Source organism: Amycolatopsis nivea, assembly GCF_004522235.1.
Classification (GTDB): Bacteria; Actinomycetota; Actinomycetes; order Mycobacteriales; family Pseudonocardiaceae; genus Amycolatopsis; species Amycolatopsis nivea.
Genome location: NZ_SDLT01000003.1, coordinates 47945 through 67308 on the forward strand (window position 1 = coordinate 47945; position 19364 = coordinate 67308).

At 69.7% G+C, this 19364-nt stretch carries 20 protein-coding genes; 7 read left to right on the top strand and 13 right to left on the bottom strand.

The annotated features are described in order from the left end of the window. Window positions 1-2: 2 nt before the first annotated feature. The 3 genes from EIZ44_RS04240 to ccrA form a co-directional block, all read right to left on the bottom strand. Complete coding sequence (locus tag EIZ44_RS04240) at window positions 3-452, bottom strand: universal stress protein (protein WP_037811913.1); 450 nt, start codon at window positions 450-452, stop codon at window positions 3-5. Between the two features lie 57 nt (window positions 453-509). Further along, window positions 510-1790: a chromosome segregation protein gene (locus EIZ44_RS04245; RefSeq protein WP_134663402.1), complete on the bottom strand. Its 1281-nt coding sequence runs from the start codon at window positions 1788-1790 to the stop codon at window positions 510-512. Between the two features lie 129 nt (window positions 1791-1919). After that, window positions 1920-3260 (bottom strand): crotonyl-CoA carboxylase/reductase, encoded by a 1341-nt coding sequence (gene ccrA, locus EIZ44_RS04250; protein ID WP_037811912.1) that lies wholly within the window; start codon window positions 3258-3260, stop codon window positions 1920-1922. Between the two features lie 199 nt (window positions 3261-3459). Here ccrA and EIZ44_RS04255 point away from each other — a divergent pair, with 199 nt between their 5' ends. Together EIZ44_RS04255 and EIZ44_RS04260 are read left to right on the top strand one after the other, a co-directional pair. Beyond that, window positions 3460-3828 (top strand): SPW repeat domain-containing protein, encoded by a 369-nt coding sequence (locus tag EIZ44_RS04255; RefSeq protein WP_051173160.1) that lies wholly within the window; start codon window positions 3460-3462, stop codon window positions 3826-3828. 34 nt (window positions 3829-3862) lie between these two features. Beyond that, entirely contained in the window at window positions 3863-4456 is a 594-nt protein-coding gene (locus tag EIZ44_RS04260) for a TetR/AcrR family transcriptional regulator (RefSeq protein WP_037811911.1), read from the top strand. A 554-nt stretch (window positions 4457-5010) separates the two neighbouring features. On the opposite strand, the gene mce is transcribed toward EIZ44_RS04260, so the two are convergent. Next, window positions 5011-5472, bottom strand: a complete 462-nt coding sequence (gene mce / locus EIZ44_RS04265) for a methylmalonyl-CoA epimerase (protein ID WP_037811910.1) — start codon at window positions 5470-5472, stop codon at window positions 5011-5013. 140 nt (window positions 5473-5612) lie between these two features. On the opposite strand from mce, the gene EIZ44_RS04270 reads away from it, so the two are divergent. From EIZ44_RS04270 to EIZ44_RS04290, 5 genes are all read left to right on the top strand, one after another. Continuing rightward, a complete protein-coding gene (locus EIZ44_RS04270) occupies window positions 5613-6800 on the top strand; it encodes an acetyl-CoA C-acetyltransferase (RefSeq protein ID WP_037812139.1) in 1188 nt (395 codons plus the stop codon). A gap of 1 nt (window position 6801) precedes the next feature. After that, the gene (gene meaB, locus EIZ44_RS04275; protein WP_043839213.1) at window positions 6802-7764 is read left to right on the top strand and encodes a methylmalonyl Co-A mutase-associated GTPase MeaB; all 963 of its coding nucleotides are present in this window, start codon (window positions 6802-6804) and stop codon (window positions 7762-7764) included. A 110-nt stretch (window positions 7765-7874) separates the two neighbouring features. Then, window positions 7875-8612, top strand: a complete 738-nt coding sequence (locus EIZ44_RS04280; RefSeq protein ID WP_043839211.1) for a peptidylprolyl isomerase — start codon at window positions 7875-7877, stop codon at window positions 8610-8612. Window positions 8613-8978: 366 nt separating this feature from the next. Further along, the gene (locus tag EIZ44_RS04285) at window positions 8979-9437 is read left to right on the top strand and encodes a carboxymuconolactone decarboxylase family protein (protein ID WP_043839588.1); all 459 of its coding nucleotides are present in this window, start codon (window positions 8979-8981) and stop codon (window positions 9435-9437) included. Beyond that, window positions 9434-10174 (top strand): isocitrate lyase/PEP mutase family protein, encoded by a 741-nt coding sequence (locus EIZ44_RS04290; protein WP_134727793.1) that lies wholly within the window; start codon window positions 9434-9436, stop codon window positions 10172-10174. The genes EIZ44_RS04285 and EIZ44_RS04290 overlap by 4 nt, the downstream gene beginning before the upstream one ends. A gap of 58 nt (window positions 10175-10232) precedes the next feature. Here the strand turns inward: EIZ44_RS04290 and EIZ44_RS04295 are convergent, their stop codons facing one another. From EIZ44_RS04295 to EIZ44_RS04335, 9 genes are all read right to left on the bottom strand, one after another. Next, window positions 10233-11864, bottom strand: a complete 1632-nt coding sequence (locus EIZ44_RS04295; protein ID WP_037811905.1) for a monocarboxylic acid transporter — start codon at window positions 11862-11864, stop codon at window positions 10233-10235. Beyond that, complete coding sequence (locus tag EIZ44_RS04300; protein ID WP_037811903.1) at window positions 11861-12211, bottom strand: DUF485 domain-containing protein; 351 nt, start codon at window positions 12209-12211, stop codon at window positions 11861-11863. The genes EIZ44_RS04295 and EIZ44_RS04300 overlap by 4 nt, the downstream gene beginning before the upstream one ends. 72 nt (window positions 12212-12283) lie before the next feature. Further along, on the bottom strand, window positions 12284-13996 hold the full coding sequence (locus tag EIZ44_RS04305) for a sodium/solute symporter (protein ID WP_134669954.1): 1713 nt from the start codon (window positions 13994-13996) through the stop codon (window positions 12284-12286). Window positions 13997-14121: 125 nt separating this feature from the next. After that, on the bottom strand, window positions 14122-14472 hold the full coding sequence (locus EIZ44_RS04310) for a DUF485 domain-containing protein (protein ID WP_134727794.1): 351 nt from the start codon (window positions 14470-14472) through the stop codon (window positions 14122-14124). A 151-nt stretch (window positions 14473-14623) separates the two neighbouring features. After that, complete coding sequence (locus EIZ44_RS04315; protein WP_043839202.1) at window positions 14624-15379, bottom strand: LytR/AlgR family response regulator transcription factor; 756 nt, start codon at window positions 15377-15379, stop codon at window positions 14624-14626. Beyond that, the gene (locus tag EIZ44_RS04320) at window positions 15376-16425 is read right to left on the bottom strand and encodes a sensor histidine kinase (RefSeq protein ID WP_134727795.1); all 1050 of its coding nucleotides are present in this window, start codon (window positions 16423-16425) and stop codon (window positions 15376-15378) included. The genes EIZ44_RS04315 and EIZ44_RS04320 overlap by 4 nt, the downstream gene beginning before the upstream one ends. Window positions 16426-16525: 100 nt before the next feature. After that, entirely contained in the window at window positions 16526-17527 is a 1002-nt protein-coding gene (locus EIZ44_RS04325; protein WP_037811894.1) for an ABC transporter substrate-binding protein, read from the bottom strand. Window positions 17528-17558: 31 nt separating this feature from the next. Beyond that, window positions 17559-18602: an ABC transporter permease gene (locus EIZ44_RS04330; RefSeq protein ID WP_043839198.1), complete on the bottom strand. Its 1044-nt coding sequence runs from the start codon at window positions 18600-18602 to the stop codon at window positions 17559-17561. Further along, on the bottom strand, window positions 18599-19363 hold the full coding sequence (locus tag EIZ44_RS04335; RefSeq protein ID WP_134727796.1) for an ATP-binding cassette domain-containing protein: 765 nt from the start codon (window positions 19361-19363) through the stop codon (window positions 18599-18601). The genes EIZ44_RS04330 and EIZ44_RS04335 overlap by 4 nt, the downstream gene beginning before the upstream one ends. Between the last annotated feature and the right edge of the window lies 1 nt (window position 19364).

Below are 19364 nucleotides of genomic sequence, written 5' to 3' on the forward strand. Positions count from 1 at the left end.
CCTCAGGTGGTGTGCACGATCAGCACGTCGACGCCCGACTTCCGGGCCACCTCCGACGGCACCGAGCCGAGGATCCGCCCAGTCAGGGTGTTGAGGCCGCGGTTGCCGACCACCAGAAGGTCGGCCTCGCGGTCCTTCACGACCTTGCGCAGCATGTCGACCGGCTGACCTTCCAGCGCGACCGTTTCGATGTTCGCGGCGCCGGCCTTCGCCGCGCGGTCCCGTGCGGACTGCAGCGTGTCCTCCGCGGGCGCGGACCCGACTACCTGATAGGCCTCGTCGCCCAGCTCGTCCTGCGCGCGTTCCACGTCTTGGCGGCTGGCCGGGTGGTACGCGCAGACGACGACCAGCGTCGCCCCCGCGTCGGCAGCCACCCCGGCGGCCTTGTCCACCGCGGCGAAGGACGAGTCGGACCCGTCCGTGCCCACCACCACAGTCCGATAGACAGCCATCCACAACCTCCCGGCGAATCGGTCAGCGGGGCGGCGCGGCCCCTTCGCGGGGGAAGGTTACTCGCCAGTCGGTTTTCCCGCCGGGCGCGGTTGCGGCTGCGGCTTGGGCACGTCGGACGTGCGCAGCCGGACGGTCTGCTCGACGTCGCCGCTCGCCGCGGGCTTTCCGCTGTTCGCCGGGGCGTTCTTGCTGCCCTGACCAGCGGATTTCTGCCCGGCCGGAGTGCTGGGCTTGCTGTTCTGCGCACCCGCGTTGCCGCTCGGCTGGGCGCTGCTCGCCTTCGCGCCGCCAGCCGGGGATCCATTCGTGGACTTCGGCCCGGAGCCGTTGGCCGTCTCGGCGGCGGCCTTGATGTCCGCGGGCACCTCGCCGTCCATCTCGCCGAGCACGTGCTGCGCCTCGGCCAGCACGGTGCGCGCCGACCGGACCTGCTCGGCCAGGCTCGCCCGGACCGCGCGCAGGGCCTCGACCCGCTCGTTGGCCTGGGTGATCCGGCGGTTGGACTCGTCGGTGGCGGTGCGGACGCGGCGGCGGGCCTCGTCGGCCGCTTCCGCGAGCCGCGCGTTGGCCTCGGTGATCGAGTCCTGGCGGCGCTTGTTCGCGTCGGCGACCGATTCGCGCTGGCGGCGGTCGATGTCGGCCTTGGCGGCCGTCTCCTCCTCCAGCACCTTCGCCCGGATCGCGGCCGCGTCCTCGGCGGCCTCGCGGACCCGGCGCTCGGCTTCGGCCTTGCTGGCCGCCTCCTGCTCGGCCAGCACGCGCATCGCCTCGGCGCGCCGGGTCGCCATCGCGATCTCGAAGTCTTCCTCGACCTGCGTGCGGCGGGCCTCGGACTCCGCGTCGAGCTTCTTGCGCTCCGCCTCGGCCTCGTCGGTGATCCGCTTGGCCTCGGCGCGCGCGTCCTCGAGCACCTTGCGGTGCTCGGCTTCCATTTCCTTGCGGCGCAGGTCGAGTTCGGTGAGCAGCTGCTCGTACCGGGCGCGCATGGCGCTGGCGTCGGTCTCCGCCTTGGCCCGGATGTGCCCTGCCTCGGCCTCGGCGCGGGCCCGCGTGTCCGCGGCCTCGTCCTGCGCCAGCCGCAGCATCCGCTGGAGGCGTTCGGACAGGCCCTCGACGCTCGTCGGCGGCTGCGCGAGCCGGTCGACCTGACCGCGCAGATCGGCGATCTCGCCGCGCGCGACCTCAAGCTGCCGGGCCAGGTCGCCGGCTTGGGCGATGGCGGCGTCGCGGTCGGCGGTGAGCATCTTCAGGTCGCCGTCGAGCCGTTCCAGGTGCTCGTCGACCTGGGCCCGGCTGTACCCCCGCTTCGCTACGTCGAAGCCGGCTCCCAGCGGCACGAGTTCGCGTTCATCGCCAAGACTCATGACACCACCGTAGTCGCTCCGCGGTCACGGACGGGTGAGCACCCACGGGGTCCGGCCGCTCGTGCGGCGAGCGGCCGGACCGAAGAGGCAGGTGGTCTGCCCTCACGCGCCGCGGAAGGCGTTGATGCCGTCGAGGTGCTTCGCGCGCAGCTCCTCGTCGCGCACGCCGAGTCCTTCTTCCGGGGCGAGCGCGAGCACGCCGACCTTGCCCTGGTGCGCGTTGCGGTGCACGTCAAGGGCGGCCTGGCCGGTTTCCTCGAGCGAGTAGGTCTTCGACAGCGTCGGGTGGATGAGGCCCTTCGCGATCAGCCGGTTCGCCTCCCACGATTCGCGGTAGTTCGCGAAGTGCGAGCCGATGATCCGCTTCAGGTTCATCCACAGGTACCGGTTGTCGTACTGGTGCATGTAGCCCGACGTGGACGCGCAGGTGACGATGGTGCCGCCCTTGCGCGCGGCGTAGACGGACGCGCCGAAGGTCTCGCGGCCCGGGTGCTCGAACACGATGTCCGGGTCCTCGCCGCCGGTCAGCTCGCGGATCTTCGCGCCGAACCGCTGCCATTCCTTCGGGTCCTGCTCGTTCTCGTTCTTCCAGAACTGGTAGCCCTCGGCGGTGCGGTCGATGATCAGCTCCGCGCCCAGCTTCCGGCAGATCTCGGCCTTCTCGGGGCTGGACACGACGCACACCGGGATCGCGCCGCCGTTGAGCGCGTACTGCGTCGCGTACGAGCCGAGGCCGCCGGACGCGCCCCAGATCAGCACGACGTCGCCCTGCTTCATGTCCGCGCCGTTGCGCGACACCAGCTGCCGGTACGCGGTCGAGTTGACCAGCCCGGGGGAGGCGGATTCCTCCCAGGTCAGGTGCGCCGGCTTCGGCATCAGCTGGTTCGCCTTGACCAGCGCGACCTCGGCGAGCCCGCCGAAGTTGGTCTCGAAGCCCCAGATCCGCTGCTCGGTGTCGAGCATCGTGTCGTTGTGCCCGTCCGGGCCTTCCAGCTCGACGTTCAGGCAGTGCGCGACGACCTCGTCGCCGGGCTTCCAGTTGTGCACGCCCGCGCCGGTGCGCAGCACGACGCCGGACAGGTCCGAGCCGACCACGTGGTACGGCAGGTCGTGGCGCTTGGCCAGCGGCGAGAGCTTCCCGTACTTGCGCAGGAACTTGAACGTCGGGATCGGCTCGAAGATCGACGTCCAGACGGTGTTGTAGTTGATCGCGCTGGCCATCACCGCGACCAGCGCCTCGCCGGGGCCGAGTTCAGGCGTCGGGACCTCGTCCACGTGCAGCGAGCGGCGCGGGTCCTTGTCGCGGCTTTCGAGGCCTTCGAACATGTCGACCTCGTCGGCGTGCACGGTGACGCCCCGGTAGCTCTCGGGCACGGGCAGCTCGGCGATCGCGTCGAGGCGGCCGTCGAGGATCGCCTGCTGGATCTCGTCGAGGTGCGTCATCGGGAACCTCCAGGGGTCGGTCGCGGCGCGACTGGACGAAATTACTCGTCGGTAACCGGGGGCCTCACTGTACGAGACAGACACCCCGTACACGAGTCGAAGTGTGACGCACGAATCTTGACCGGCTGGCCAGTCAAGGAGCATAGTCGGCAGTGGGAAATCTCCCTGAACGGCTCTTTTCCGGCGGAGGTGAGCACGAATGAGTGAAGTCTCGACGCGCGCCTGGACGCGGCCCTATGACTGGGCCGAGGTCGTGATTGGTGTTGTCGCCGCTCTTTCACCCCTTTGGCTGAGCACGAACACCACGATGGTGTGGACGATGGTGGTCCTCGGTGCGCTGATCGCGATCGACGGCTTGGTGTCGCTCGCGTCGCCGAGCATGGTTTACGGCGAGGGCGTGCAGATCGTCCTCGGCGCGTTGCTGTTCATCGCGCCGTGGGTGATGGGGTATACGCAATTCAACGGGGCGTCGTGGACGTCCTGGGTCGGCGGTGCGCTGACGATCATCGCCGGCGCGGCCGCGATGCCGGAGGCCAACGCCGCCCACCGGATGGCGGGCCAGCACTGATCGGGGCAGCGGAGCCCTGACGAGGAAGGCGGACATGACCGACGACTCGGCGAAGGAACGGATCCTGTGCGCGGCGGAGGAACTGTTCGCCGAGTCCGGCTTCGAAGCGACCCCGACGTCCCGCATCGCGGAGCGCGCCGGGGTCCCGAAGGGCCTGGTCCACTATTACTTCCGCCGCAAGTCCGACCTGCTGGCCGCCCTGGTCGACCGGCTGCCGGACGAACGCATCGAACCCGCCGCAGTCGTCGTTCCGGGCGACCTGGCGGGTTCGCTGCGCAGGCTGGTCGGCGAACTCGACCGCCGGTTCACCGGTTCGCTGGGGCTGTCGCACCTGCTGTGGCGCGAGGCCGACACCCATCACGTGGTCCGCGACGCGCTGTCCGAACGATTCCAGCAACTGGTCCGCCTGATGCGGTCGGTGATCGTGGCCGCCACCGGCGGACGGCTCCCCGGAGCGGACATCGACAACGCGTCCGGCCTGCTGGCCCGCGCGATCACCCACCGGCACGCGACGGCCCGCCACACCGGCGACGACCGCCCGGCGGAGTTCGACGGCGAGCTGACGTTCGTGGCGAACGCGCTGTCCGCCCGGGCGGCCAAGGGCAAGCCGCCCGCTTCGGCGGTGTGAGGGCGCTCGTGGGTGTTTCTGCCGGTGAGAACCCGGCATCGCCGCTCACGACCAGGACGCCACCGACTTCTCCCGGCCACGACTCGCCCGGCTCGCTTCGCCTTGGCCCGCGGTGGTCCTGTCGCTGAAAGGCGCTCCGGCCGAGCCCCAATGCCGCATTGGGGTTTTCTCAGTGGCGCGGCGGGCGGCGTTGGTACGGCGAGACGCAGCGCCGGCGGGGCCGCGTTGCTTCTCCGCTCCGGTTGACGTCCGTGAGGGGCACCCTGAGGGAATCAGATTCCGTCAGGGTTCCCCTCACGACCTCCGCACTAGCCCGACCGCGCTCCTTGACCGAGGGCAGCGTCACGCGCCGCGCTCGCGGATGGCTGCGTCCCTCTGGCGGCGGGTGGGTGCGCGGACCTCGGCGGGAGAGGAGCCGCCCGGCGCGCCTAGTCGGCCGACGCCCGCAGCGTCCTGACCAGCATCGCTGCCACGAACCCACCGCATACCGCGCGCTACTGAGAAAACCTCATTGGGTGCGTCGCATGCACCCAATGCCGCATTGGGTACGCGGCTCAGTGCGAGGCGGCGGGCTCCACCAGTTCGACCAAAACCCCGCCAGCGTCCTTCGGGTGCACGAAGTTGACCCGGCTGTTCGACGTCCCGCGCTTGGCCGCGTCGTACAGCAACCGCAGCCCCTGTGCGCGCAGTGCCTCCGCGGCAGCGTCCACATCGGACACTCGCAGTGCGAGCTGCTGCAGGCCCGGGCCGTTGCGGCCGATGAACTTGGCGATCGTCGAATCGTCCCGGGACGGGGCGAGCAGCTGGATCATCGTCTCGGTGCCCGCGGTACCCGGGGCGCGCAGCATCGCCTCGCGCACGCCCTGCTCGTCGTTCACCTCCTCGTGCGCGACCTCCAGGCCGAAGTGGTCGCGGTGGAAGGCGATGGCCGCGTCGAGGTCGGGCACGGCGATGCCGACGTGGTCGATCGCGGTCACGAACGGCTTGAGCACGGATGCGCTGGGCTCGGTGTCCATACCGGGGAGGATAAGCCCCGGCGGGCCTCGCGGAACCCCGCGTGCGCCCCCTCACACTGGCTCCATCAAGACGCGCCGGGAACCCCGCGCAGGCCGTATCGTGGGAACACTGCCAGTGCACCGATGCTTTGGAGGACGTCGTGTCCGGTTCCGTGATCCTGGGCGCTGCCCGTACCCCGATCGGGCGGCTGCTCGGCTCGTTGAAGGACTTCTCGGGAGCCCAGCTGGGCGGGATCGCGATCAAGGCCGCGCTCGAACGCGCCGGCGTCTCCCCGGACCAGGTCCAGTACACGATCATGGGCCAGGTGCTCACCGCGGGCGCGGGCCAGATCCCGGCGCGCCAGGCGGCGGTCGCCGCGGGCATTCCGATGGACGTTCCGGCGCTGACCATCAACAAGGTCTGCCTGTCCGGCCTCGACGCGATCGCGCTCGCCGACCAGCTGATCCGCGCGGGCGAGTTCGACCTCGTCGTCGCGGGCGGCCAGGAGTCGATGACGCAGGCGCCGCACCTGCTGCCGAAGTCGCGCGCCGGGTTCAAGTACGGCGACACCACGCTGGTCGACCACATGGCCTACGACGGCCTGTTCTGCGCGTTCGACCAGGTCGCGATGGGTGTTTCGACGGAGAAGCACAACGGCCGCTACAGCGTCACCCGCGAGCAGCAGGACGCGTTCTCCGCGCGTTCGCACCAGCGGGCCGCGGCGGCGATCGAGGCCGGGTTCTTCCGCGAGGAGATCGCGCCGGTGTCGATTCCGCAGCGCAAGGGCGACCCGGTCGTGTTCTCCACCGACGAGGGCGTGCGCGCCGACACCACCGGCGAGAGCCTCGCGAAGCTGCGTCCGGCGTTCGCCTCGGACGGCACCATCACCGCGGGTTCGGCGTCGCAGATTTCCGACGGCGCGGCCGCGGTGATCGTGGCCAGCCCCGAGAAGGCAGCCGAACTCGGCATCACGCCGCTGGCCGAGATCGGCGCGCACGGCGTCGTAGCCGGTCCGGACGCGAGCCTGCACGAGCAGCCGTCGAACGCGATCCGCGCCGCGCTGAAGAAGGCGAAGCTGGACGTCGGCGACCTGGACCTGGTGGAGATCAACGAGGCGTTCGCCGCGGTCGGCCTGGTGTCGAGCGAGAAGCTCGGGCTGGACGAGTCGAAGGTGAACGTCAACGGCGGCGCGATCGCGCTCGGCCACCCGATCGGCGCTTCCGGTGCGCGGCTGGCCGTGCACCTGGTGCACGAGCTGCGCCGCCGCGGCGGCGGTCTCGGCGCGGCCGCGCTCTGCGGTGGCGGCGGACAGGGCGACGCGCTGCTGATCCGCGTCCCGTCGGCGTAAGTTGGCCGGCCCGGACCTCGATGAGCTGGTCGGCCGCGCGCGGGAAGGACAACCGCGCGCGGTCGCCCGGCTCATTTCTCTTGTCGAGGACTCTTCGCCGCGAGTGGCGGACATTGCCCGTGCGTTGACGCCCTACACCGGGCGCGCTCGCGTCGTCGGCCTCACCGGCCCGCCCGGGGTCGGCAAGTCGACGTCGACGTCCGCGCTGCTCACCGCGTTGCGCGGCGAGGGACTGCGGGTCGGGGTGCTGGCGATCGACCCGTCGTCGCCGTTCTCCGGCGGCGCGTTGCTCGGCGACCGGATCCGGATGACCGAGCACGCCACGGACCCCGGCGTGTTCATCCGCTCGATGGCGACCCGGGGCCACCTCGGCGGCCTTTCGTGGGCGACCCCGCAGGCGGTGCGGGTGCTCGACGCCGCCGGGTTCGACGTGGTGCTGATCGAGACTGTCGGGGTTGGACAGTCCGAAGTGGACGTTGTGAAACTGGCCGACACCACGGTGGTGCTGCTGGCCCCGGGAATGGGCGACGGCATCCAGGCGGCGAAAGCCGGGGTGCTGGAGATCGCGGACGTGTTCGTGGTCAACAAGGCCGATCGCGACGGCGCCGACGCGACGGTGCACGACCTCAAGCAGATGATCAGCCTCGCGCGGCGCGAAGTGCGCGGACCGAGTTGGCGGCAGCCGATCGTCCGCACGGTGGCAGCGAAGGGCGAGGGCGTCGACGAGGTGGTGTCGGCGTTGCGGACGCACCATGAATGGCTTGTGGCGCACGGGGAATTGGACCGCCGCCGCGCCGCCCGCGCCCGGGAGGAGGTCGCCGCGATCGCGTTGCGGAGGTTGCACGCGGAACTGGCGGACCTCCGGGACGGCGACCGGCTGGGCGACTTGGCGGCACGAGTGGTGGCCCGGGAACTGGACCCGTTCGCGGCGGCGGACCGGTTGATCGCGGAGCTGAAGGGCTAGCTCGGCAGCGCTGCCAGCAGTCGCGGGATCCAGGATGCGACTTTCGCCGGAAGCGCGGGCGGTTTCCCGTCCCTATACTGCGATCCTCCGTGCACTGGGAGGGAACCGGAATGAAGAGACTGCTCGTGTCCGTGCTGACCGCGTTGTCGCTGGTCGCCGTCGCTGCACCGGCTTCGGCGGCGTCGGCGCCGCCGAAGGTCACCTCGGGGCCGTGCCAGTACACCTCGACTCCGGACGATCCCGCGGTGCGCCCGGTTTCCCTGCCGCGCGACCCGAAGCACACGCCGGACCACGGCAGTGTCGACGTCGCCGTGTTCTCCAACCAGGGCCTGCTCCCGCTGCGGCTCGACCGCGCGCAGGCGCCGTGCACCGTGCAGAGCTTCCTGCACCTGGCCGCGCACGGCTTCTACAACCAGACGACCTGCCACCGGCTCACCGCGTACCCGACGCTGAAGGTCCTGCAGTGCGGCGACCCGTCCGGCACCGGCGAGGGCGGCCCAGGCTACAAGTTCCGCGACGAACTCCCGACGACGCTCCCGCCCGCCCCGTCCGACCCGACCGGCAAGCGCCGCACGTACGCGCGCGGCCTGCTGGCCATGGCGAACGCCGGCCCGGACACGAACGGATCGCAGTTCTTCGTGGTGTACGGGGATTCCAGCCTGCTGCCGAACTACACGGTCTTCGGCACGGTCGGCTCGGCCGGTTTGCGCACCCTGGACCGCGTCGCGGCGGGCGGCATCCAGCCGGACGCGGACACCCCGCCGGGGAAGACGCCGGTGGACGGGAAACCGGTGCGGAAGACGGACCTGGAGCTGGTTCTGCCGTTGTGCCTGTTCTGCGGTCGCTGACGCCGGGCCTGGCCGTCGCGGCGATCGCCCGGCGGCCGCAACCCTGCGGCTGAACGCTCGACGCGGCCCGGATTACTGGTTTCCCCGGCATTGCCCGCGGGCGATGCCGTAGACCGGGTCCATGCCGTCGAATATCGCTGGCTGGACGCTCTCTGGGCGGTGAAATCGTTCGTCTGTCGGCTTCTTGTGGCCAGGTTCCGGCCGTTCGGCGAGCCCCTCTCGAGCGGCTGCGTCGTCACGGATCGGCTCGGGCCGCATAATCCGTCGGCGATCGCCTGCAACGCGCGACCGCGACCCTGACTGGCCCACGCCACCCAGGCCGAACTGGACCACCCAGCTAGGCCAATCCCCATTAGCGTGGGCGGCATGACGAAGCGAATCGCGCTCGCCACCGGCGAGTTGTATCGAGCGATGTCCCAGCTGCAAGGCGAGGTGAAGAAGGCCAGCGCGAACGCGGGGCTCGACGTGAAGCTCATCGAGCTCGTCAAGATGCGCGCGTCACAGATCAATGGATGCGCCTACTGCCTCGACATGCACGCGGCGGAGGCGGTCGCGGCTGGGGAATCGCCACGGCGGCTTTACGTGCTCGAGGGGTGGCGCGAGACCGAGCTGTTCACCGAGCAGGAACGCGCCGCGCTCGCGTACACCGAGGCGATGACCCGGATCTCGGACCACAAGGACGTCCCCGAAGACGTTTACGCCGAGGCGGTCCGCGTCTTCACCGAGGACCAGCATCGCGCGCTCGCGTGGTGTGTCGTCGCCATCAACACCTGGAACCGGCTCATGGTCGCGAGCCACGCTGAGTTGCCGGAGCGTGCGGAGTGAGTGCCGAGGAGTTGCGGGCGCTGCATGTGCCCGGGAAGCCGTTGATTCTGCCGAACGCCTGGGACGCGGATACCGCGAAGGCGGTGGAATCCGCCGGATTCCCGGTGGTGGCAACGAGTTCCGCGGCGGTCGCGGCGGCGCTCGGGCAGGCGGACCACGAAGGCGCGTCGGCGGACGAGATGCTCGCGGCGGCCAAGCGGATCGTGGACGCGGTGTCCGTGCCGGTGACGGTGGACGCCGAGGCCGGTTATGACTTGAGCCCGGCGGATCTCGCGGCCCGGTTGAAGGAAATCGGTGCGGTCGGCTGCAATATCGAGGACACCGACCACGGCAAGGGCGCGTTGCGACCGGCGGCCGAGCAAGCGGGACGGATTGCCGAGTTGCGTCGGGCGGCTGGCGACGGGCTGGTGGTCAACGCACGAGTGGATTCGTTCCTCGGTGCACCGGACGAGCAGGCGGTGCTCGACGACGCCGTGGCTCGCGGGCGCGCGTATCTCGAAGCGGGGGCCGACTGCGTGTACCCGATTCTCGTGCGTTCGCCGGAAGTGCTGGCCGAATTCGTCCGGCAGGTGGGCGGTCCGGTCAACGCTTCGGCGCTTCCCGGCGGCCCGGGGCTGGCCGGGCTTGCCGAACTGGGGGTAGCCCGGATTTCGCTGGGGGCCGGGTTGTGGCGGTATCTCCGCCGGGTGCTGGAAGGCACGCTCGACGGGATCGCGCAGGGGAAGCTGCCGTATTGAAAAAACCGCTGGGCGCCGCGGCGAAAGCGGCACCCAGCGGTTTCAGCGGGTCGAAAACTCAGTGCTGCACGGCCTTTTCCGCGCCGGCACCGGTCAGTGCCCGTACTTCCATTTCGGCGAACTTCGCCTTGTCGTTTTCCTTCGACAGGATCGTGCCGAGCCAGCCGAGGACGAACGCGATCGGGATCGAGATCAGGCCCGGGTTGTCGAGCGGGAACCAGTGGAAGTCCACGCCCTGCAGCATCGACGCGCTCTTGCCGGTCTTCGGGTCGACCGGCTTCCCGGAAACGGCGGGCGAGAACACGATGAGCACGATCGTCACGATCAGCCCGCCGTAAATGCTCCACAGCGCGCCCTGGGTGTTGAACCGTTTCCAGAACAGCGAGTACAGAATCGTCGGCAGGTTCGCCGAAGCCGCCACCGCGAACGCCAGCGCCACCAGGAACGCGACGTTCTGCCCGTTCGCCAGAATGCCGCCGAGAATCGCGACGATGCCGATCACCACGGCGGTGATCCGCGCGACGCGAACCTCCGAACCGGTGTTCGCCTTGCCCTTCTTCAGCACGTTCGCGTAGACGTCGTGCGCGAACGAGGCGGACGCGGTGATCGTCAATCCGGCGACCACGGCGAGGATCGTGGCGAACGCGATCGCCGAGATCAGCCCGAGCAGGATCGGGCCGCCGAGGTTCAGTGCCAGCAACGGAGCCGCGGAGTTGACGCCGCCCGGGGCCTTCTTGATCGCGTCCGGTCCGACCAGCGCGCCCGCGCCGTAGCCGAGCACCAGGGTGAACAGGTAGAACACGCCGATCAGCACGATCGCCCACACCACCGAACGACGCGCCTCGCGCGCGGTCGGCACCGTGTAGAAGCGCATCAGCACGTGCGGCAGGCCCGCGGTGCCCAGCACCAGCGCGATGCCGAGGGAGAAGAAGTCCAGCTTCGTCGTGCCGTTCTTGCCGTACTGCTTGCCCGGCCCGAGCAGCGCTTCGCCGGCCTCGCCCGCCTTGTCGACCGCGCCCTGCAGCAGCGACGAGAAGTTGAAGCCGTACTTGCCGAGCACCCACAGCGTCATCGCCAGCGCGCCGACGATCAGCAGCGCCGCCTTGATGATCTGCACCCAGGTGGTGCCCTTCATGCCGCCGATCAGGACGTAGGCGATCATGATCACGCCGACCACCGCGATCACCAGCGCCTGCGCGGCCTTGCCGTCGATGCCCAGCAGCAGCGCGACCAGTCCGCCCGCGCCCGCCATCTGCGCCAGCAGGTAGAAGAACGACACCACGAGCGTCGAAATCGCCGCTGCCGCGCGCACCGGACGCTGTTTCATCCGGAACGCCAGCACGTCGCCCATGGTGAACTTGCCGGTGTTGCGCAGCAGTTCCGCCACCAGCAGCAGTGCGACCAGCCACGCCACCAGGAAGCCGATCGAGTACAGGAACCCGTCGTAGCCGTACACCGCGATGGCGCCGGCGATGCCGAGGAACGACGCCGCCGACAGGTAGTCGCCGGAGATCGCGATGCCGTTCTGCGGGCCGGTGAACGCACGGCCCGCCGCGTAGTAGTCCGACGCGGTCTTCGTGTTGCGGCTCGCGCGGAACACGATCACCAGGGTGATGACCACGAACAGCGCGAAGATCGTGATGTTGAGCGTCGGGTTGCTGCCCTCGACGCTCGCCGCGAGAGTCTTCACGCCTCCTCCTTCGCCGGGTTCTCGATGTCGTCCTTGATCCGCTCGGCGAGCGGGTCGAGGTTCTTGTTGGCGTAGCGCACGTACAGCCACGTGATGAGGAACGTGGACACGAACTGCAGCAGCCCGAAGAGGAGGCCGACGGTGAAGTTGCCCGTGATCTTCGTGCTCATGAAGCCGTGCGCGTAGTCGGCGAGCAGGACGTAGAGCAGGTACCAGGCGAGGAACAGTCCGGCCATCGGGAACACGAACCGGCGGAGCCTGCCGCGGAGTTGGCGGAACTCGGCGCTGTCGTGCACCTGCTCCCAGGTCGAGTCCGGCGGGGCGCCGGACGGGTCGCCTGCGCTCATGGGGTCTCCCTTGTGCGACGCTGCGGATGTGGTCCGCGACACAGTAGGGAGGACTCCGGGCCAGGGAAACCGTCAGCGGCTCAAACGCCTCGCCGCACGACGAACGGTTGACGAACGGTCACCGGGCGCGGACGAAGGGCGCTCGTCGAGGTGCAGCCGCAGCATCGCGGCCCCGGCCCAGGACGGTGGGCGCCCGCGCAGTGACACCGTGATCATCACGCCGAACGCGAGCGGTACCGACCAGGGTGCCGGTTGCGAGACCAAGATCGCCACCCAACCTTGCATCGAGGGTCCGGCCAGCGCGAACAGGATCGACCCCGACGAAGCCGCCAGACCCGTCAGCACTCCGGCGATCGCGCCCGCGGCGGTGAGTCGCTGCCACCAGATGCCGAGCACGAGCAGCGGGCAGAACGTCGACGCGGCGACGGTGAACCCCCACGTCACCAGCACCCCGGCGTCGAGCCGCGCGGACGGCAGCGCGAGCAGCACCATCGCGATCGCGGCGAACACGACCGTCACGCGAAGACGGCGCAGACCGCCGGGCATCAGGTCGTAGGCGAGCGCGCCGGACATCACCAGCAGCAATCCCAGCGACGTCGCCAGAAACGCCGCGAACGCGCCCGCGGTGAGCAACGCGGTGAACAACTGCCCGGCCCAGCTGTGGTCGACCTGCGACGGAAGCGCGACGACCACCGTGTCGGTGTTGCCGGACAGATACAGCTGCGGCACGAGAACCCGGCCGAGGACGCCGTAAATGCCGGGGAAAAGGTAGAAAACTCCTAGCAGTGCCACGGTAATCGCAGCGGTGCGGCGTGCGGCGCGGCCGTCCGGGCTGGTGTGGAAGCGCATCAGGACGTGGGGGAGGCCCATCGTGCCGAGGACGGTCGCGATGAGGACCGCCCAGGTGCCGAGCAGCGGGTAGCCCTTGTCGATTTCCAGCAGCGGACGCTGCCAGTCCGGCCCGCCGAGCGCGACTTCTCCGCTGACGCCGGGGACCTGTGCACCGGCGGCGAAGGTGAGCTGTTCTCCCTTGCGCACCACCAGTTGTCCGGGCGGCAACGTACCGCGGTCCTCGATCGCGGTGGGTTCGCGGAAGGTGAGGGTGACGTCGTGGTCGAACTGCACCGGGGTGGCGTGCGAAAAGCGGGTGAACTCGACCGGCGTGAGGCTCGCGTCGCGGGTTTCGGCGCCGACCTGGAGCACCAGCCACAGCGCGGGGACGAGGAATAGCAGGAGTTTCAGGAAGAACTGGAACGCCTGGACGTACGTCGCCGCACGCATCCCGCCGAGCGCGAGCGTGACGCTGACCGCGGTGCCCGCGATGACGACGCCGACCCAGTACGGAGTCCCGCCGACCGCGGTGAGCACCAGCCCGGCGGTGCGGAATTGCGGGACTACGTAGATGGTTCCGATCACCAGCACGACCACCGCGGCCAGCCGGCGCAGCGCCGGAGAGGCGAGGCGCGCTTCGGCGAAGTCGGGGACGGTGAGTGCGCCGGATCTGCGCATCGGCGCGGCGACGAGGACCAGCATCGCCACGTATCCCGCGGTGAAGCCGACCGGGTACCAGAGCGCGCCGACGCCGTCCTTCACCATCAGCCCGGCGACGCCGAGGAATGAGGCCGCGGAGAGGTATTCGCCGGAGACCGCGGCGGAGTTGACGAAGGGCGAGATCCGCCGGGACGCCACCAGGAAGTCGGAAGTGGTGCGCATGGCGGCGACCCCGCGCACGCCGATGAGCAACGTGACGAGGACGACCGGGGCTACCGCGAGCGCGATGTCCATCTATCCGCTCCCGCCCGCCCCGGCTGCGGCCCCAATGTGGCATTGGGTGCATGCGATGCACCGAATGCCACATTGGGTGCGTGAGATGCACCCAATGCCACATTGGGGCGCTGCGGGCAGTCGGCTCACTGATCGTCCTCGATCTTTTCCGCGCGGCGCAGCTGCCACCACGCGAGCCCGGCCAGCAGCGGGTACGGCAGGACCGCGATCAGCAGCCAGGACAGCGGAATCCCCCACAGCCGCACGCTGTCGAGCGACGGGGCGAGCGAGAACAGCACCGGCAAACCCAGCACCAGCACGAACATCCCCACCAGCGCGGGGATCCCGCGTCGCCGCTGGATCCGGTAGAGGACGGCCGCGCGTTCCGCTTCCGGCGCGCGCAGACGGGGCATCCGCCAGCGGCCGCGTTCGAGCCGCCGCGACCGGGCGAGCCTCGTCTGCGGACTGGTGACGGCGACCCGTTTGCTGCGGCTCACCGGACGGCCCGCGCAATCCTCGTGCGCGGCGTTGCCGGTTCTAACCGGCTTTGCCGCTCACAAGGTGCCGGGTGCAGTCGGGTTGTTGTGCGCGGCCTTGCCGGTTCTAACCGGCCTAGCCGCTCACGAGCCCCCAAGCACCAGCGCCCCCTCACCGAGCACTCCCGAGCTGTCCGCGCTGCGCTGCCTCCAGCAACCGGTCCCGGAGATCCCGAGCATGCCGTCGGCTCACCGGCACATCGCCAGCCTCCGTGTGTGCCAGCAAGCCGCCCGTCGTGTCGCTTCGCAGTTCCAGCACCGCACTCACCGCGAGCAGGAATCCGCGGTGTACCCGGGTAAATCCGGTGCCTTCCCAATATTCTTCGAGCCGCGAGATCGGCATCCGCACCGGATGGACGCCGCCGCGGGTGTGGAGGCGGACGTAGTCGCCGTTGGCTTCGGCGAACAGCACGTCGTCGCGGCGGACGTACCGGGTGCGGCCGCCGGAATCGACCGGCAGTGCGGCCATCGCGTCCGGCGAGGACTGGCGACGGCCGCTCGGCACCAAGCGCGTCACCTTCGCCAGCGCGGCGGAAAGCCGTTCCGTGCGCACCGGTTTCAGCAGATAGTCGACCGCGCCGATGCCGTATGCGGTCACCGCGTGCCCGTCGTGTGCGGTGACGAACACGATCACCGGCGGTTCGGACAGTTTCGCCAGCAGCGACGCGAGCTCCAGCCCGTCCAAGCCGGGCATGGAGATGTCGAGGAAGACCGCGTCGAAATGGTCTGCCTGCAACAGTTTCAGCGCCTTCAACGCATCGCTCGCGCCGACGACCTCGCCGACCTCCGGCGCCTCGCGCAGCATCCGGCACAGTTCGTCCAACGCCGGCGCGAGATCGTCGACCGCCAGCACCCGCAGCCCGCTCACGGCAGCACCCCCGGCTGGAATCGCGGTACGCGCAGCACGACGCGGGTGCCTTCGCCGACCGCCGTTTCCACGGTCAGCCCGTACCAGGCCCCGTACACCGTGCGCAATCGTCTGTCCACATTGGCCAGTCCGAGCCCGGTGCCGTCGCCGCTGCCCGCGAGGATGGCGGCGGCGCGCTCGGGCTCCATGCCGACTCCGTCGTCCTCAACGCTGATCACGCAGTCGTTCCCTTCCGCCTGTCCGTGCACCTGGACCAGCCCGGCCCCCGACCTCGGCTCGATGCCGTGCCGGATCGCGTTTTCCACGAGGGGTTCGAGTACCAGGTACGGCACCGCCACCGCAAGCACTTCCGGCGCGACCCGCACCTGCACCTTGAGTCTTTCGCCCAGCACCGCCCGCTGCAGCGCGAGATACGTTTCCACCGCGCGGAACTCCTCGGCGACGACGGTGTACTCGCCGTGCCGCGACAGGCTGTAGCGGGTGTAGTCGGCGAAATCGAGCATCAGATCGCGTGCGCGGTCCGGTTCCGAGCGGACGAACGACGCGATGACGGTGAGCGCGTTGTACACGAAATGCGGCGACATCTCCGCTCGCAGCGCCCGAAGCTCAGCTTGCGCGGCCTGGTCCGCCGAGGCTTCGAGCCTGCCCCGTTCCAACGCCTGCACCACCAGGTCCGCCGCCTGCCGGGGCACCCCGCCGGGCACCTCGCCGACCAGCAGCAACGCGCCCGCCAGTTCGTCATGGACGTGCAGCGGAACCGCCGTCACGCCACCCGCGGTGACGGGCTCTTCCTGGTGCAGGACGTCGTCCAGAACCTGGGACACCGAGGAGTCGGCCCCCGGCCGCCCGGACCACATCAGGGTGCCGGACAGGTCCGACAACCCCAGCCCGGCCACGTCGAACAGCCGCCGCAACCCGTGCGCGGCGCGCCGGGCGCGGACTCCGGACAGGCCGTCCTTGAGGTCATCGGCGACCTTCCGCGCCGCGCCGAGCACGCCGACGGCGTCCGGGCGGGAGCGCCACGGCAGCCGGGCACTCTCGGTCATCGACGAGCCTCCCCTCGGGTAGCTGGGGGAGTAGATACTAGCCCGTAACAAGGCGAAGGGGACTTTCCGTGCGGAAAGTCCCCTTCGGGCGAGCCTGAGATCAGCAGCTCTGCTTGTAGAAGTACTGCGAATTCGCGTCCAGGTCGTCCTTGGTGATCGAGTGCAGCTGCGCGGTCAGGTCCCGTTCGGTCGGCTTGCCCTCGAGCGCGGCCACCGCCTGGTCGACGCCCTTGGTGCCGATCTGCGCCGGGTCCTGGGCGATGAGCGCCTGGTACTCGCCCTTCTTCAGACCGTCCACTTCGGACGGGCTGGCGTCGAAGCCGACCAGGTTGACCTTGCCGATCTTGCCCGCGTTGCGCAGGCCGGTCGCCGCGCCCTCGCCGGTGTTGAGGTTGGTGGCGAAGATGCCGACGAGGTCCGGCGTCGAGGCCAGCGCCGCGGTGACCTTCGACGCGGCCTGGTCCGGCTCGTTCTGGGTGAACTGGATGCCCACCGACTTGAGATTCGGGTGGTTCTTCAGCTCGTCCTCGAAGCCCTTCGCCCGGGCGGCGGTCGTGGAGGTGCCCGCGATGGTGTCGAGGACCAGCACCGAACCCGGCTTGTCGCCGACGAGCTTCGCCATGGTCTGCGCGGCCAGCTTGCCGCCCTCGGCGTTGTCCGAGGAAACCGACGACACCGCGACGCTCTTGTCCTTGAGCGAGGTGTCGACCTCGACGATCTTCGTGCCGCGGTTCTTCACCTGCTGGATCGGCGCGAGCATCGCCTGGTCGTCGGTCGGCGCGATGAGCAGCGCGGCGGGCGGGTTGGAGCCCATCGCGTTCACGATCGACGTCTGCATCGCCGCGTCGAACTTCTGCGGCGCCTGCGTGGTCAATTCGTAGCCGAGCTTCTTCGCTTCGGCCTGCGCGCCGCACTGCATCGAGATGTAGAACGGCTCCGCCTGCACGCCGGGCACCAGCGCGAGTTTCTTGCTGTTCGCGGAGTTGCCGCCGGGCTTGTCCCCGGACCCGCTCTGCCCCACCTGCCCGGAGCCGCACGCGGCCACCAGCATCGCCGCGGACGCTAGCGTCCCCGCGGCGAGGACGGTTTTGCTGAATTTCATCGTAAGCACCTCTTTGTACTCGGGAACCGATTCAGCGGGAGTTGCGCTTGCGGCGGCGGCGCTGGTCGAACCACACCGCCGCGATCAGGACGGCGCCGACCGCGATCATCTGCCAGAAGTCCTGCACGTGCGTGATGTTGAAGCCCTTCTTCAGCACCGCCGGGATGAACACCCCGATCACCGTGCCGAGCATCGAGCCGACGCCGCCGAAGAGGCTGGTACCGCCCATCACCGTCGCGGAGATGGCGTTCAGGTTGTCGTTCGTGTGCGCCGAGATCGTGGTCGACGCGTAGTACGCCAGCGACATGAAGCCCGCGATCCCGGCCAGGAAACCGGTCAGCAGGTACACCTTCAGCAGGTGCGCGGTCACGCCGATGCCCGACCGCCGCGCCGCCTCGGCGTTCGAGCCGACCGCGTACGTGTAGCGGCCGAACCGCGTGGTGTGCAGCAGCCACGCGCCGATCAGCGTGATCACGACGGCCACCAGCACGAGGTTCGGGACCCCGCCGAAAGACGTGCCGTAGCCGAGGGTCTTGTTCAGTTCGGTGGGCACGCTGCGCACGTCCGACCCGCCGTTGAGCAGGTACGACACGCCGAGCGCGGCGCCCATCGTGCCGAGCGTGACGATCAGCGGCGGAATGCCCGCCACCGCGATGAGGAATCCGTTGATCAGGCCCCAGACCGTGCCCCCGAGCACCGCCGCGACGAGCCCGACCGTGATGACGCCCCAGCCGGCGTGCGAGGCGTCGCCGCCGCTGAGCGCTTCCATGGTCTTGCCCGCGACCATGCCGGCGAAGATCAGCACCGACCCGACGGACAGGTCGATGCCGGAGGTGATGATCACGAACGTCATGCCGACCGAAAGGACCAGCAGGACGGACGTTTCGATCAGCAGCGTCTGGAAGGTGAACAGCGTCGCGAACTCGGCGGGCGCGATGGCGGTGAAGACCGCGATCAGCGCGATCAGCACCAGCGCGATCCAGAACGTATTGGCCCCGATGAGCCGTTTTCCCAGCGGCGGCTTGACGAACTCGCCGTCCACCGTGGTCTGGATGTCCTTCGTGGGAGCGCTCATGCCGCGTCCTCCTGCACGAGAGCCCCGGTCATCGCCGCGACCAGGTCCTCGAGTTTCGTGTCCGCACCGGCGAACCGGGCGACGCGCCTGCCCTGCAGCAGCACCTCGATCCGGTCCGAGACCGACAGCACCTCGGGCATGTTATGGCTGATCAGCACCACCGCGATGCCCTTGTCCCTGACCTTCCTGATCACGTCCAGCACGCGTTCGCGCTGCCGCACGCCCAGCGCCGCGGTCGGTTCGTCCATGAACACGACCTTTGACGCCCAGGCCACCGACCGGGCCACCGCGACGCTTTGCCGCTGCCCGCCGGACAACGAACCGATCGACACTTCGGTGCTCTGCAGCGTGACGCCGAGCTTCTCGAACTCGACTACTGCCTGGCGGCGCATCTCCGCCTTGTCCAGCATGCCGAGCTTGCCCAGGAGGCCCTTGCGCGGAATTTCCCGGCCAAGGAAGAGATTCGCCGCCGGGTCCAGCTCCGGCGCGACGGCGAGATCCTGGTACACGGTCTCGATCCCGGCGCGGCGCGCGGCCACCGGCGAGTCGAGATGGACCTCTTTCCCGTCGAGCAAGATCCGGCCCGACGTCGGCTGTTCGGCTCCGGACAGGCACTTCACGAGCGTGGACTTGCCCGCGCCGTTGTCGCCGATCAGTGCGGTCACCTCGCCCGCGCGCGCCTGGAAGGACGCGCCGCGCAAGGCTTCCACCGATCCGTAGTGCTTGGTCAGGTCCACCGCGTCGAGCAGGATCTCGCTCATC